The following is a 13,427-nucleotide window of genomic DNA, read 5'->3' as shown; positions in this document are numbered from 1 at the left end:
CGATCCACGGCCGCGACTGACGTTTCCCCACGGCCAGACCAACGACCATCCGGACTGAAGGCCACATGATCAACAGCTTCTGTTAGGACCTCTAAGAGACCGACCTCCACTGAACAAGACGGGCCGCCCCACTCACCCTGGGCGGCCCGTCCGCAACCTACAGACCTCGCAGCGGTCCTTCAGCCCGCGCTTGACTATCGCAGGGGCTGGACCGCTCAGCCTCTTCCTCGCCCACGGCGCCTGTAAGACCTTCCGCGACCCCGCGAAGGATCGCCGCCCTCGGGGCCTCACCGCCGTGACCACGACCGCCTTCACCCTGACCGCCGCGACGACCGCCTTCCTGTGGTTCTACGCCACAGGCTGCAACTGCCTGTGAAGCCATCCGCTGCCGTGTGCTCCGCAGCGTGTCGGCCTTGGCAAGCGTGCCGGACCCTCCTGCCCCGATCCTCGCGGGGTGTGCGAGACTCCCACCCTGTTCAACGGGTGGGAGTCACGTGTACGTGCGTATCAGGATGTCGGTGGTGGCGATGGCTCTGGCCGGAGCGGTTGCTTTGGCCACAGCAGGCTGCACCGCTGCCGGCGAGGCAAGAGCCTCGGACTCATCGGCCTCGGCTGTGACCTCCACTGCAGCACCGGCCGCAGCGTTCACACGGGACACAGTGGAGGAAGAGGTCCGAGAAGCCGTACGGAAGGCCGGTCTCGACCCCGACAAGGGAAGGACGACCACGACCCGCAACGGTAAGAAGCACCCGAGCATGGCCGACTGGATGGTTGCCCTCCCCACTGAGGAGGCCGACCGGGCGCTGCCCGCGATCGGAACGGAGCTGGAGCGCCTCGGGTGGCGGCGGGAGCCCAAGGACAGCCCGGTCCTCAGTTATGAGAAGTCCAACTGGGGCCTGCTGGCCAGCAGCATGAGCAACACGAAGATCCCCAGCCTTCGCGACGGGGACAGTCTGCTGTCCGTCGTCGTGACAGACCGCTCGCCTACTGACCAGCAGCAGCCATAGTCGGAAGGCCGTCGCGGGTTCGACGGCACGAGCCACATGTAGACAGAGCCAGCCAGTCGTAGGGACGGTCCCTCCCACCCGGCCCCGACTTTTGTCCGCGGACAAAAGTCGGAGCCCACCGCGCTCGCTGCGCGGTGGGCCCTTTCGGGATGAGTCAGCGCCTGCTAATTGCCCTGACTGTCCTCGAGCAGGAGCATCGTCAGCTCCTCGCGGTGCTTCGCCGACATGTTCGCGGCGATGGCCTCGTACACGGCCTTCGGTTCCTGCCACGGGACGGAAGTCGCCTCCGCTCCCCTGGCCTGAGACGGGATGACACCCTCCGGCTCGCGCTCGTGAACTGTGACTGTGCGCGATAGGTGGCGCTTGAGCACGCTACTTGGCGCTGTGCGCGATAGATGGCCCGCGCTAGGCAGCAGGCACACGCTGAGCTGGGGTTTCGCAGTTCACGATGGTCTGCCGTCAACAGCGGCATCGAACATGTCGACGTGCTCGTCGCCGTAGTGCACGTCGGGATTGAACACCCTGCTCATGGAGTCCTCGGCGTTCCTGTACTCACGGTCGTACGCTTCCTCCGCCCACTGCGCGGAGAGCTTGAGGAAGGCGCGGTTCTCTGCACCGGCGGTGCGCCAGTCTTCGAACGCACGGCTTACCGTCCCGTTGTGCTCGCTCCACGCGACACCCTGAGTCATGTGCCGAGCGTAGGAGGGGACGGCTGAGCCGCGCAGCGGATTTTCGTCGGTGGTTCCCGCACCTGGCTTTGTTCACGAGAACCGGGTTCTGGCACACATTTCGTGAACGATCTTGCTTCGGACTCCACCAGCCTCGCGTGACATCCAAGCCGCGCTCACGTGGTGCGTACCTCCTGCCGGCGAAGAGCCAGCAAGATCGTTCATGGAATGTGTGCCAGAACCCGAGAACGGGCAGCGCCCCTTCGTAGGACCACCACCGAGCGCAGGTGGACCTTAGTCGATGCTGCTGGCCGCCCTCGGCACACGTCCGTAGGCTCATTGGAACGCCATGCCCGTCCGGGCGTCGACGCCGCCGCTCAGCGGCGGCCCTGCCGCCAGTGACCTCGACCGGCACCGCCCGAGTGCTCCGCCGCCATGAAAGAAAGGGCAGGAATGATCAGTGTCGATCCGAGCCTTCTCGAGTTACCGATCGGGACAAGCTTCTATGTACCTGATACGGGGACGAGACTGCCGCACGCGATCCACCCACTGGCTGGCGAACTGATCCCAGAGACACCCGAGTGGATCGGCCCCTTGTGGTTGAAGCATCTGGGGCCGCGTGTCGGCAGGCGCGTGATGCAATCCGACATCCCCGGCTGGGCGCTGAACATCGTGTCACGCGGCCAACGGGGCCCGTTCGTGCGTTCGTGCGTTGGGCCTGCGCATACATCATCCACGATGACGGGTTTACCAACGCTGAGATCCGCGGCGACCTCGAAGCGATCAAAGCCCGGACGGATCGCTTCGGTCGCATCATGTGCGGCGACGAACCACCGCCCGACCACGAGGCCGAACATCTGCTCTGGCAGACCATCCAGGACATGGAGCAGTGGACCACCCCTGCCTGGATGGCCAGATGGCGGCGCAGGATGTGCGAGGCCAACGAGACGATGATCGTCGAGGCCGAGATGCGGCTGACCGGCCGCTGGCTGGACTGGGAGGACTTCCTCGCCTTCCGCTTGATCAATCTCGAAGCCCTGCCGGCCATCACCGTTCCCGCCGAAGGCTGCGTCGGCGGCTGCGACATGACAGACCTCATGACACCAGGGTCCGACCTCGCAGCGCTGGAACTCCTAGCTGCCGAGCACGTCATGTGGATCAACGATCTGTGCTCCTTCCCGAAGGAAGCGCGCATCGGGGAGAGAGAGCCAACACCTTCTGGCTGCTTCGCCACCAAGGCCTCAGCGTCCAGGAAGCCGTCGACTACCAGGCCTCCCGAATCATCCAGGCCCAAGACGCGTTCTGCGACCTCGCCACCGCGATCCTGTCCAGCCCACTCGGGATGCGTGAAGACGTCCGCCGCTACATCGACGCGATCTCATACGCCGTTGGCGGCAACCTGCACTGGCACCGCATCGCCCCCCGCTACTGGGGAGCCGACCATGACGGCACCCCCATGCATAACGGAACCGTCACCATCACCGAACACGGCACCACCTTCAAACCCACAGACCAGGGTCTGTTCCATAAATGATCGCCACTGACTGGCATGCCTCATCCCAGCGGTACGAGAGCCGACGCAAGCTACTCCGGCAAACATTCCGTAAACGATCTTGCTGGCTCTCCGCCGGCAGGACGTACGCGCCACGAGAGCTGCGCGGCTTGGATGTCACGAGAGGCTGGTGGAGTCCGAGTCAAGATCGTTCACGAAATGTGTGCCAGAACCGAACTCGGTTCTGGCACACATTCCGTGTAGCTGTCACGGAGAGTCAGATCTTCGGGGCCATGCGATGCCGGTCGGGATGGGCACGAAGCTGGGGTGAGGTGAGTTCCAGGGCCCGGTTGTCGCGTCCGGCGCTCATGTGGTTGAGCCAGCGTTCGTACCAGTCGAGGAAGTCGGTGGCGGAGGAGACGTTGGGGCCCCAGAACCCATCGCCGTTGCCGATGAGGACGCGGCCGGTGAGGGGACCGGTCACCGCGATGACGCATACGTCGGTGCAGCCCATCTCGATGACGTGGAGGAAGAGAGTTCCACGTCACGGACGAGGACGCTCTCCTGCGCGCCGCGGTAGCACGTGGATGGGAGCCGTTGCCGGCGTCCGAACTCGGCGATGACGATCCGCGGGATCTGATCGGGGCCGTGATGACCCTCACCGAGGATCCAGATGTCGCGGGAACCGAGACGCTTGAGGACCAGACCTCTGCGGAGCTCCTCAGCCCCGAAGACGGGGATGAGCTGGCCGACTGGAGCAGGCGACCGATCATCACTCGGTTCACTCACGGATGGCGCCTGCGAGAGCAGCGCACCCGGTCGGCGAGCGAGAGCAAGACCCCGAACTTTGCCGCGCTCTTCGAGACTCAGGCCTGCCCCTGCAAGGGCGAAGACGAGGATTGCGAGGAGTGCCGATGGCAGCTGACGCCCCGTACGGCTGACCTGCTCCACACGGCGCTAGTGGTCCTCGCGGACCAGACTTACGACGACGCGGAGCGTCTGGGCGACCAGTTCCTGTCGGACGCTGACTCTGAGACGTGGGAAGTCTTCGACCGGCTGCCTCGGCTGACGTGGACGGCCGACCACCTTTGGCGTCGGCGGATGGCACGCGCCTTCGATGACCTGGCCGGGGATCTCGCCAAGGGGAACTGGCCCCACCCCACCTGCACCGCCGAGGAGATGGCCCTGCACCTGGCCCTCGAGGACGCTCCGATGTACCTGGAAGACCGGGAGGAGGGAGACGACCACAACTCCCTCCCGGAACACGAGGACGACTACAGCTGGGACAGCTGCTCCGATCTCCTGTTCCAGGACCACGACGTCCTGATGCTTTTCCACACGAAGTTCAGCGGGATCGAGGACCCGGAGAACCCCATGAACCAGTCCATGGGCATCGGCGACCTCAGGGAAGCCGCCTGGTTCACCGCCTTCGACAACCGCAGCATCAGGGACCCCCGGCGCGGCTTCCGACGGTAGACCACAGCAGAGCTCTTCGCGCTGGGGCCGACATGTGTGTCCTTTGACAGCGAAGTTAGCCCGGCCAAAGCCGCTGACCTGCGCAGACTAACTTCTCTGTCAACGCGGTCGCGTGACGCTGGCTTCGGCCCGAACCCACGGTTTGCGGCCGCCCGCGCCCTGGTGTGTGCCTTCGCCCTCTTCACAGCGACGTACAGGCACCGTCCGGCAGCGGTAGTTACTGGTTTTCACGGCGCCGGTAGGGCACCGATCTGCTGCATCACCCCGAGGAGGTCGGGCTGGCCTCGTTCGCCGACGATCCGGCCGTCGGCCAGATAGTAGAAGTTCATGGCCTGCACCGAGATCTTGTTGCCGCTCGCCGGGATCCCGAAGAATTCACCGTCGTGGGTTCCCCGCATGGTGAACCGCGCGGCCACGGTGTCGCCTTCGGTGACCGTCTCCTCCAGCGTCCACTGGACGTCGGGGAAGGCGCTGCGCATCATCCCGAGGACTTCCATGTACCCATCGGGCCCGCGCAGGGGTTCCGGGTGGCTTGGCGCGTGGAACACCGCGTCCGGAGAAATGACCTCGCGAGCGAGGTCCTCGTTGCCCGTGTTGATGAACTCGACGAAGCGGTTCATCACTGACTCGGTGGACTGCGATGGCATCTTGCTGTGCCTCTCCAAAGACGTTTGGCGGATACCTGCGAGCGTAACATCGAATCGATGTTTGCATCGTTTCGATGTCCGCGTGCGAAGATGGAGGCATGCTGGAACTCGCGATACTCGGCTTCCTCGCCGAGGGACCCCTGGCTGGACACGAGCTGCGCCGCCGCGTCTCACAGCTGACCGGCTATACGCGGCCGGTCAGTGACGGCAGCCTGTATCCGGCGATCAATCGCCTGACCAGGGCGGGCTTGATGGAGCGGCGCGCCGACCCGGCCGCGGGGGCTGCCCGGTACGTGCTCAGCCTGACCGCGGCCGGGCGGGCCGACATGCTTCAGCGTCTGCGCAAGCCCGCCGACCACGAGATCACCGACTTCACCCGGTTCTACATCGTCCTGGCATTCCTCTCCCACCTGTCCGACGCGGCCGAACGGCACGCGGTGCTGCGCAGGCGGCTGGAGTTCCTGGAAGCGCCGGCGAGCTTCTTCTACGACAACGAGCGGCCCCTGCGTGCCGAGGAGGTCGCCGACCCCTACCGGCGGGGCATGCTGCTCACCGCCCGCGCCACCAGTCGCGCGGAGCGGACCTGGTTGCGCGAGACCCTCGGCGAGGAACCGCCCGCATTCGACACCGGATGCGCCGACAGCGATCCGCGTGCGCCCGCCGTTCCCGCGAGCTGACTGTCCACGGAGGTACCCATGCTTGCTTCCTGGTACGACGACCAGGGCCCCGCCGCCGATGTCCTGCACGTCGGCGAACTACCTGATCCCGTCCCCGGCCCCGGCGAGGTCCGCGTCCGTGTCACCGTCTCGGGCGTCAATCCCGGCGACACCAAGAAGCGGCGCGGCTGGCTCGGCTCGTCCATGCCCTTCCCACGGGTGATCCCGCACAGCGACGCCGCCGGAGTCATCGACGCCGTCGGCACCGGAGGCGACGCCCGCCGCGTCGGACAGCGGGTCTGGGTGTACGGGGCTCAGTCCTACCGCTCCTTCGGCACGGCCGCTCAGTACACCGTCGTACCTGAGAACCAAGCCGAACCTCTGCCCGACCACCTCGGCGACGAGCTGGGGGCGAGCCTCGGCATCCCCGGCATCACGGCCCACCGCACCGTCTTCGCCGACGGCCCGGTCGACGGTCGGCTGGTCCTGGTCCACGGAGTCCTCGGTGGCGTCGGCTCCCTGGCCGCCCAGCTCGCCCACTGGGCCGGCGCGACTGTGATCGCGACCGTCCGCCGTACCGCGGACCTCGACCGTGTCGACCCGGCCGTCGTCTCCCACGCCGTCGCCCTGGATACCGGCGATCCCGCCGCGGCCATCCGCTCGTACGCGCCGCGGGGCGTGGACCGGATCATCGAGGTCGCGCTGTCCGACAATGCCGATCTCGACAACGCCGTCGCCGCCAACAACGCCGTCATCGCCGCCTACGCCACCCGCACGGACCGTACCGAGATCCCCTTCTGGCCGCTGCTGTTCAACAACGTCACCTTGCGGCTGCTCGGCAGTGACGACTTCCCCGCCGAGGCCAAGGGCCTGGCCGCCCGCGACCTCACCTCCGCAGCCGCCGTCGGCGCCCTCACCATCGCCGTCGGCGACCGCTACCCGCTGGACGACATCGCCAAGGCCCACGACCACGTCGACGCCGGCAGTGGCCACGGCCGCATCCTGGTCACCATCCCGTAGAAATGACCGGGTTCGCTGTCAACGCGGTTGCGCACCTGTACGGCGCCACAAACACCACCCTCATGTTCCACATCGCAATGGTCGTCGGTGACAGCAGCGGTTACGGGACCACCTGGCTGGAGCCCGTCACCGACGAGCAGTTCACCGCGGCTCTGTACGACACCGGCCGCTGACTGCGACACCGCGGGTGATTGTCACTAGGTCGCTGCGGTAGTTGTCATCGCGGGGTGGTCGTCGTTGGGCTGTTCAGGGGGTGGGTCCTTTCCTGGTGGTGACATTTTGATGCGGTGTGTTCGGTGTCATCGGTGTGCGTTGTTGCTGGACAACGACGTGCGGTGTCTATGGGGGTGTTGCGGGCGTCAGTGGTCGTGGGCGGCTGTGTTGTCGGGTCTCAGAACCCCGCCATCGATTTGTCGAGTACCCCGCCTGTCGCGCCGTAGAGGCTGCACTTTGTGGTGTGTCCGGATCTTCTTCGGAGTGTGAAGCCGAGCAGGAAGAAGGCGAGGAAGAGCCCTCCTTCGACCGCGGCGGTGACTGGGTTGTAGTCCCCCAGACGCCTATCCCCGGGATGAAGTACACGAAGGCGGTGATTCCCGTCCAGACCGCGATGGGCAGCATGGATCCCCGGAGAACCGTGCCGAAGCTGACGGGCGCCAATCCGTCCGGCAGCACCCGTTCGTTCCACAGTTTGATGTGGTGGCGCGTCACGCAGTGCTCGTCAGTCATGCCCTGATCAGATCACTCCCGCGCTGATCGGAGTGGTGGTCAGTCAGAAACTGGGCTGGCAGGGGTGCGCGAGCTGCGCCTGCGCGTGCTGCTTGTACCGCAGGCCACCGGTCGCTGTCTCCCGTTCGCGGCTTTTAGTCCTGTAGCCCCTTTCCTGGCGGTCTCATTGGGATGAGCCGTTTTGTTGGCCGGGTCGGGCCGGGGTGGTGGTGTGCGGTGGCTGCGCTGCCGGAAGACGATGTGCTGGTGGGCGGGGTGCTTCCGTCCGGGTCGGGGCGTGAGGGCGCGGTTGCCCGTCTGATGGCGTTGGATGCCCGCGGTGAGCTGACTTCTGCTCATGTGCGTTTGGTGGCGTCGGGGCTCGGTGTTTCGGTCCGCACGGTGCGCCGTTGAAGTCCTGGAAGGACATGTGGCTCAACGAGGGCTTCGCGACGTACGCGGAGTGGCTGTGGACCGAGGACCAGGGCGGGACCATGGCGCAGCAGGAGTTCGACACGTTCCTGGCCGGCGACACCGAGGTCGACGAGGCCGCCGACTCCGACTGGGACGCCTTCCCGCCCGCCGATCCGCCCGGCCCCGAGCACATTTCCGGGAATCCGGTGTACTACCGCGGTGCGATGGTGCTGCACCGGATCCGCCAGGAGGTCGGGGACGGGAAGTTCTTCGCGCTGGTACGCGACTGGGCCGCCGAGCACCGGCACGGGAACGCGAGTACGGCCGACTTCACCGCGTTCGCGGAGCGGCGGACCGGGCACGACCTGACCAAGGTCTGGGACGTCTGGCTGTACGGGGAGGCCCGCCCCCGCTAGGCCGAGGGGCGGATTCCGGCGGCGACTTCCCTTCGGGGAGCCGAGCAGATGCCTGCGGATCGGCCTTGGTGAGCCGCCCGCAAGGTAGGGAACTGGCCGGAACTTTCACCTGAAACATCCCGGCCACCCATAAAAGAGCAGGTCAGAATCTACTCGAGCCCATCAAAGGGCCTTGGCCACCAATTGGCAGGGTGCCCCAACGGGTCATGGCCGGATGTCAAGCCACGACATGCAGGGGCATGACGCCGTTCGCCGACTGGGGCTGACTTGACATGCGGCCGCTGTGGACCGGCGGCTCGTACGTATCCATCGGCATTTCGTCAGTGCCATCTCAGAGGGAGAATTCCAATGAACCGCACCCTTCCGAAGCGCCCCTTGGTGACGCTGGGCGTCTCAGCCGTCCTCGCGGCAGCAGGCGCGCTGCTGCCGACCAGTGCTTTCGGCGCCCCTTTGGCCCCGGAAACCGGCTCCGCGGCAACGGCGACAGCCGTGCACCATGTTCCCGGCCAGGCGGACAACGGCGACGGTGAGAACCGTGGCTCCCCGCCGTCGGCCCCGAGCAAACCAAACACACCGACCAGGCCGCCGCAGGGCACGCATCCCTGCGACACCATGATCTGTACGGACTACATACCGATGCCGACCACCCCGCCGGATGACGCCGATGCCGCCTAAGGCCGTTCGGCAGTCAGCGGCTTGCGCAGGCGGCCCGCAGGGAGGGCCGTACGGGGCCTTTGCCGCGGCCGCATTTCATGGTCACCCCTCGCGTGCGTCGGCTGTTGGCGGTGTGGGGCGGTAACGCGGCTGCGGTGCACCGTGAGCTCTTGGACCAGGCCCGTCAGGCCGGGGACGAGCAGCAGGTGCCGTCGCTGGCGACGCTGCAGCGCGCGATCGTGCGGGATCTGTCGGTGGGGGAGCGGGCGGGGTTGAAGGGTGGTGAAGCAGCTCGTCGTCGGTATGACGTGTACGGCAAGCGCCCCGCGACGCATCGGAACGCCTGCTGGGAGGGGGATCACAAGCGGATCCCGGTACGTGTGGATCTTGAAGGCTCTGCGGTGTGTCCGTGGGTGACGTGGTTCATCGATGTCGCGACTAAGGCGATCGTGGGAGTGGCGGTCACTCCGCATCAGCCGGCGAGGGACGCGGTCTTGGCCGCGCTGCGCACGGGGATCAGCGGGCAGGATCCGTATGGCCCGTTCGGCGGTCTGCCCGGGGTGGTGCGGGTGGACCGGGGCAAGGAGTTCCTGTGCCGGACGGTGGAGCGTGCTCCGGGCGCGTTCGCGGTTCCGGTGGATGGCCTGCCGGCGTACAAGCCTTACCGGAAGGGCACCATCGAGGCCCTCAATGGTGCAGTGGAGGAGATGCTGCTGGTCTCGCTGCCGGGCTATACGCATCGTGCGCGCCCCGCGGAGGCGTACCACCCGGATCCGTTGGAGGACCTGCTCTCGTACCCGGACTTTGTGAAGGTCTTGCTGGACTGGGTCGCCTGGTGGAACACCGAGCACCGCCCCGCGGGTCTCGCGGAAGGGCTGACGCCGCTGGAGGCGTGGGAGGCGGATCCGGCGCCCGTCGAGGACGTCGCGGAGGAGCGGCTGGCGTTCTTCGCGCTGGAGGACGACGGCCGGGTCCGGAAGATCACCACGAACGGGATCAGCTGGCGACGTCGTGCCTATATCGCGCCGTGGATGGCCGGGCACGTCGGCATGCGGGTCCGGCTGCGGTATCTGCCGCACTACGACGGGCGGATCGAGGTGTTCTCCACCGAGGAGTGGGGCCGGCACCTGGGCAGCGCCTATCTGGCCCAGGCGGCGACGGTGGAGCAGCGCCGTGCGCTGGGTTCGGTCAGGGAGAAGAAGGCCCGCGCGCTGAAAGCGGACCTGAAGGCGGCGGAGAAGCTGCGCAAGGCCCGCTACACGGCGACGACGACGGCTGCCGTGCCCCGCCCGCGGCGCACGGTCACCTCCTCTCAGGCCGAGGCGGAGATCGCCCGGGCTAGGGGCGCGGATCTGGCGGCGCGGGCGCTGCCGGACTTGATTCCGCCGCGGGAGCCCCCGGCCTCGTGGGCGCGTCCGGTTGTCCGCCCTCGCCGTGCGGCCGACTCGCAGGCGGATGCGTGGCAGGCAGGCGACGGCGGGCCGCCGGGAGCGGCCGATGCGCATAACGACAGCGGGGAGCGTTGAGTGATGGTGACTGCTGAGCGGCAGGGCCGGCTGCCCCGGGAGCGGGAGGACCACTTCATGCGCCTGCCGGGCGCACAGGTCGTCTCCACGCGTGCCCTGCTCATGGTCCGCGAGAACATCCGGGCCGCGATCGAGGCCAGAGCCATGATCTGTATCTACGGGCAGGCAGGCCGGGGCAAGTCGCTGGCGGTGAACACCTCGCTGCGTGAGCTCGCGCCGAAGCTGACGCGCCGGATCCAGTTCCGCTCCCGGCCCTCGACCCGCGACCTGCGCCACGAGCTGTTCCACGCGCTCGGCCTGCAGGGCCGTCCGCCGGGGCAGCCGATTGAGTTCGACCGGATGCTGCGCGGCGCTCTGGAGGCGACGCATGTCCTGGTCTGTGATGAGGCGCAGTGGCTGTCGAAGATGTGTTTCGAGTACCTGCGCTATTTGTGGGATGACATCGGTTCGGACCTGACGATCGTGTTCACGGGCGGGGACGGCTGTTTCGAGATGCTGCAGAGCGAGCCGATGCTGGAGTCCCGCGTGTACGCGTGGCAGGAGATCGACCGTATGCCGCTGGAGGAGGTCCTCACCGTCATCCCGGCCTTTCATCCCGTGTGGGCGGAAGCGGATCCGGACTTGATCGCGATGTGCGATGACGAGGCCGCGCACGGCAATTTCCGGGCCTGGGCGAAGATCACCCATCACCTGACCGCAGGGATGAAGGAGTCCGGGCGGATCCTGGACGAGGACTTGCTGCGCTGGTCCTACAGCAAGCTGCGCCAGCGCCCGCTGGAGCCCTGAAGTGCTGGACTGCCCGAATCCTCCGCCGGTCACGGTAGTTGTGGATCCGTACGACGACGTGGTCCACACCCGGGCGGCCCTGGCCTCCCACGCCCCGCAGCACGGGCGCCTCACCGTTCATCCGACCCCGGGCACCGACGCCGCGATCGCGCTCGCCTATGACATCCTCGCCGCCCTGGGCAAACCGGTCCCCGTGGCCGGCTACCGCCCCCTCGACCCGGCCCCTGCCTGGTCGATCGCGGCTGCCTGGATCCTGGCCACCCCCATCACCCACCTCACCCTGCTGCGCGCCCACCTGCTTACCCCGCACCGATTCAAGGGCCTTCTCGCCCTGCGCCGGCGCACCGGAGTCCGCTTGGTTCTGGTCTGCCACCACCGGTCCATGCGGGCATTCCTGGAACGTGAACTGAGGCAGGTGGACCACCGCGTCGCCGAGGCCTCTGCTCTGCTGCCCGAGGCCGAGCCGGCCATCCTGGAGCGCCAGGCATCCCAAGCGGCGCGGCCGTTGGCGAACCGCTGGATTAGCCTGCCCGCCCTGACCACCCTCAAGGCCCTCGACGACTCGACCGGGCCGTGCCGGTGCGCCGCACCGCTGGCAGCGGACCGGGACTTCTTCCCGCCGGTGATGCCGCCGGTCACCGAGGCGGAGGTAGCGTGGCGCCTTCACCGTGCGACGGCGCACCCGTACCTGGCGGCTCAGCTCGCCACGGCCGTGTTCACCGCCGCTTCCACCACCCAGCTCGCCACCGCACACGTCCGTGATCTGGCCCCGGACGGCACGACCATCACCCTGCACGATCACGGACTGCGCCGGGGCTGCATGACCCACCCCGTTCCCGACTGGGCCAGCCCGCTGCTGAGGGCGGCCGCTCTTCTCTGGAAGATCGGGTCCAACACCAGCGGCCCACTCTTCAGAGACCCGCTGGGAAGCGAGGGGCTGTCGTCCCTCACGGCCTTCGCCGAGGACTGTAAGCTCCGCCCACCCCAACCGCCGCGCCCCAAGCTGCGCCGGAGCCGGCGAGCGGCAGCACCGGGTCCGAAGGAACCGGTGAAGACCGTCTGGCCTGTGTGTACCGCTCATTACGGGCTCGCGTGGGTAAGGGACGAACCCGATCTGATGCAGGGCTGTCCGCACCCGCCTCCCCACACGCGTAAGACCATCGAGAGGCGGAAGAAGGGGTGGCTGCCACCGGACTACGGCCTGCGCGAGCTTCGCCACCTGCGCTGAGAGCCGGCGAATCTGCAGTCCGTTGTCACTGGGGGAGTCTTCTTTTGCCCGGGGCCATGGAGTGTGTTCTTGCCGGTGACCGGCTCGACGTGGCGGGGCTGGTGACAGGTCGTTGCGGCTTTGACGGTGACAAGCGATGACGTTCCGGCCGGACAGGGCACTTGTCGCTGGTCAGTGGAACTGAGCAGTCGTCATGCTTCTGACCTGGGGCTGTGCAGGTTGGCTGAGCGGGTCAGTTGCTGTGTTCGCGCAATGTATCTGTGCAGGATCTGGGCTCGTCAGTTATCTGACCTGCGGTGCCTGTCGGTCAGGGCGCGATTGTGCAGGTTGGTTGAGTACTGCGCAGTTTCACCGGTCGGCGACAACGAGCCCAGGTTCCGCACAGAAGCGCCACGATCCCCTGGTTCCAGAATCAATCTGCACCTCTAAATGAAGCACCGAGGCGACCGGGCCTCTCCCGCCCGGGATCCTCGAGGCTACTCGTCATCCGGCTGACAGGAATCGGCATACCGATGACAGTGGACTTCGTGATCAGCACTGGCACAGCCGCGGCGAAGTCCAGCCCCTCTCCCTGCTGCTAGCCGCCCGCGGAGCGGGCTGGTCCTGGAGGCGGAGCCGGAAGGACCCGGGCGGGGGAGCGGAGCGGACCCTGCCCAACGGGCCGAAGGCCCGGACCCCGTGAAACGGGGTCACCCAGGCCTGCGGAGCAGGCCGTTCGGGGTGGAGCGAAGC

Annotated in this window: 15 protein-coding genes and 2 pseudogenes; 14 read left to right on the top strand and 3 right to left on the bottom strand. The window is 67.2% G+C overall.

The genetic code is table 11. The features are described 5' to 3' along the window. The first annotated feature begins 190 nt into the window (after positions 1 to 190). Together ACIPUC_RS00085 and ACIPUC_RS00080 are read left to right on the top strand one after the other, a co-directional pair. Positions 191 to 376 (top strand): hypothetical protein, encoded by a 186-nt coding sequence (locus ACIPUC_RS00085; RefSeq protein ID WP_446585912.1) that lies wholly within the window; start codon positions 191 to 193, stop codon positions 374 to 376. A 379-nt stretch (positions 377 to 755) separates the two neighbouring features. Continuing rightward, complete coding sequence (locus ACIPUC_RS00080; protein WP_446585911.1) at positions 756 to 1,007, top strand: hypothetical protein; 252 nt, start codon at positions 756 to 758, stop codon at positions 1,005 to 1,007. 443 nt (positions 1,008 to 1,450) lie between these two features. On the opposite strand, the gene ACIPUC_RS00075 is transcribed toward ACIPUC_RS00080, so the two are convergent. Continuing rightward, positions 1,451 to 1,696, bottom strand: a complete 246-nt coding sequence (locus tag ACIPUC_RS00075) for a hypothetical protein (RefSeq protein WP_446585910.1) — start codon at positions 1,694 to 1,696, stop codon at positions 1,451 to 1,453. A 560-nt stretch (positions 1,697 to 2,256) separates the two neighbouring features. Here ACIPUC_RS00075 and ACIPUC_RS00070 point away from each other — a divergent pair. Further along, positions 2,257 to 2,814: pseudogene (locus ACIPUC_RS00070) on the top strand (terpene synthase family protein); the annotation flags it as partial. 29 nt (positions 2,815 to 2,843) lie between these two features. Further along, positions 2,844 to 3,209 carry a hypothetical protein gene (locus ACIPUC_RS00065; protein WP_446586793.1) on the top strand — a complete coding sequence of 122 codons (366 nt, stop codon included), beginning with the start codon at positions 2,844 to 2,846 and terminating at the stop codon, positions 3,207 to 3,209. A gap of 235 nt (positions 3,210 to 3,444) precedes the next feature. On the opposite strand, the pseudogene ACIPUC_RS00060 reads toward ACIPUC_RS00065, so the two are convergent. Further along, a pseudogene (locus tag ACIPUC_RS00060) lies at positions 3,445 to 3,702 on the bottom strand (SMI1/KNR4 family protein); the annotation flags it as partial. A 62-nt stretch (positions 3,703 to 3,764) separates the two neighbouring features. Between ACIPUC_RS00060 and ACIPUC_RS00055 the strand changes: the two are divergent. Then, entirely contained in the window at positions 3,765 to 4,643 is an 879-nt protein-coding gene (locus ACIPUC_RS00055) for a hypothetical protein (RefSeq protein ID WP_446585909.1), read from the top strand. 227 nt (positions 4,644 to 4,870) lie between these two features. On the opposite strand, the gene ACIPUC_RS00050 is transcribed toward ACIPUC_RS00055, so the two are convergent. Further along, on the bottom strand, positions 4,871 to 5,263 hold the full coding sequence (locus tag ACIPUC_RS00050; protein ID WP_446585908.1) for an ester cyclase: 393 nt from the start codon (positions 5,261 to 5,263) through the stop codon (positions 4,871 to 4,873). A gap of 125 nt (positions 5,264 to 5,388) precedes the next feature. Here ACIPUC_RS00050 and ACIPUC_RS00045 point away from each other — a divergent pair, with 125 nt between their 5' ends. From ACIPUC_RS00045 to ACIPUC_RS00005, 9 genes are all read left to right on the top strand, one after another. Continuing rightward, positions 5,389 to 5,967: a PadR family transcriptional regulator gene (locus tag ACIPUC_RS00045; RefSeq protein WP_446585907.1), complete on the top strand. Its 579-nt coding sequence runs from the start codon at positions 5,389 to 5,391 to the stop codon at positions 5,965 to 5,967. Positions 5,968 to 5,985: 18 nt separating this feature from the next. Next, a complete protein-coding gene (locus tag ACIPUC_RS00040) occupies positions 5,986 to 6,966 on the top strand; it encodes an NADPH:quinone reductase (RefSeq protein ID WP_446585906.1) in 981 nt (326 codons plus the stop codon). A 2-nt stretch (positions 6,967 to 6,968) separates the two neighbouring features. Continuing rightward, a complete protein-coding gene (locus ACIPUC_RS00035; RefSeq protein WP_446585905.1) occupies positions 6,969 to 7,139 on the top strand; it encodes a hypothetical protein in 171 nt (56 codons plus the stop codon). A 284-nt stretch (positions 7,140 to 7,423) separates the two neighbouring features. Beyond that, on the top strand, positions 7,424 to 7,699 hold the full coding sequence (locus ACIPUC_RS00030; protein ID WP_446585904.1) for a hypothetical protein: 276 nt from the start codon (positions 7,424 to 7,426) through the stop codon (positions 7,697 to 7,699). Positions 7,700 to 8,081: 382 nt separating this feature from the next. Beyond that, positions 8,082 to 8,501, top strand: a complete 420-nt coding sequence (locus ACIPUC_RS00025; RefSeq protein ID WP_446585903.1) for a M1 family aminopeptidase — start codon at positions 8,082 to 8,084, stop codon at positions 8,499 to 8,501. A gap of 348 nt (positions 8,502 to 8,849) precedes the next feature. Then, positions 8,850 to 9,176, top strand: coding sequence for a hypothetical protein (locus ACIPUC_RS00020; protein ID WP_446585902.1), 327 nt, complete (start codon positions 8,850 to 8,852; stop codon positions 9,174 to 9,176). 149 nt (positions 9,177 to 9,325) lie between these two features. Continuing rightward, entirely contained in the window at positions 9,326 to 10,681 is a 1,356-nt protein-coding gene (locus ACIPUC_RS00015; RefSeq protein ID WP_446585901.1) for a transposase, read from the top strand. Positions 10,682 to 10,738: 57 nt separating this feature from the next. Beyond that, positions 10,739 to 11,467: an AAA family ATPase gene (locus tag ACIPUC_RS00010; protein WP_446585900.1), complete on the top strand. Its 729-nt coding sequence runs from the start codon at positions 10,739 to 10,741 to the stop codon at positions 11,465 to 11,467. Positions 11,468 to 11,507: 40 nt separating this feature from the next. Beyond that, positions 11,508 to 12,695: a hypothetical protein gene (locus ACIPUC_RS00005; protein WP_446585899.1), complete on the top strand. Its 1,188-nt coding sequence runs from the start codon at positions 11,508 to 11,510 to the stop codon at positions 12,693 to 12,695. The last annotated feature ends 732 nt before the right edge of the window (positions 12,696 to 13,427 follow it).

Source organism: Streptomyces sp. LARHCF249 (assembly GCF_052871255.1).
This window is presented reverse-complemented; position numbering and strand designations above follow the sequence as displayed.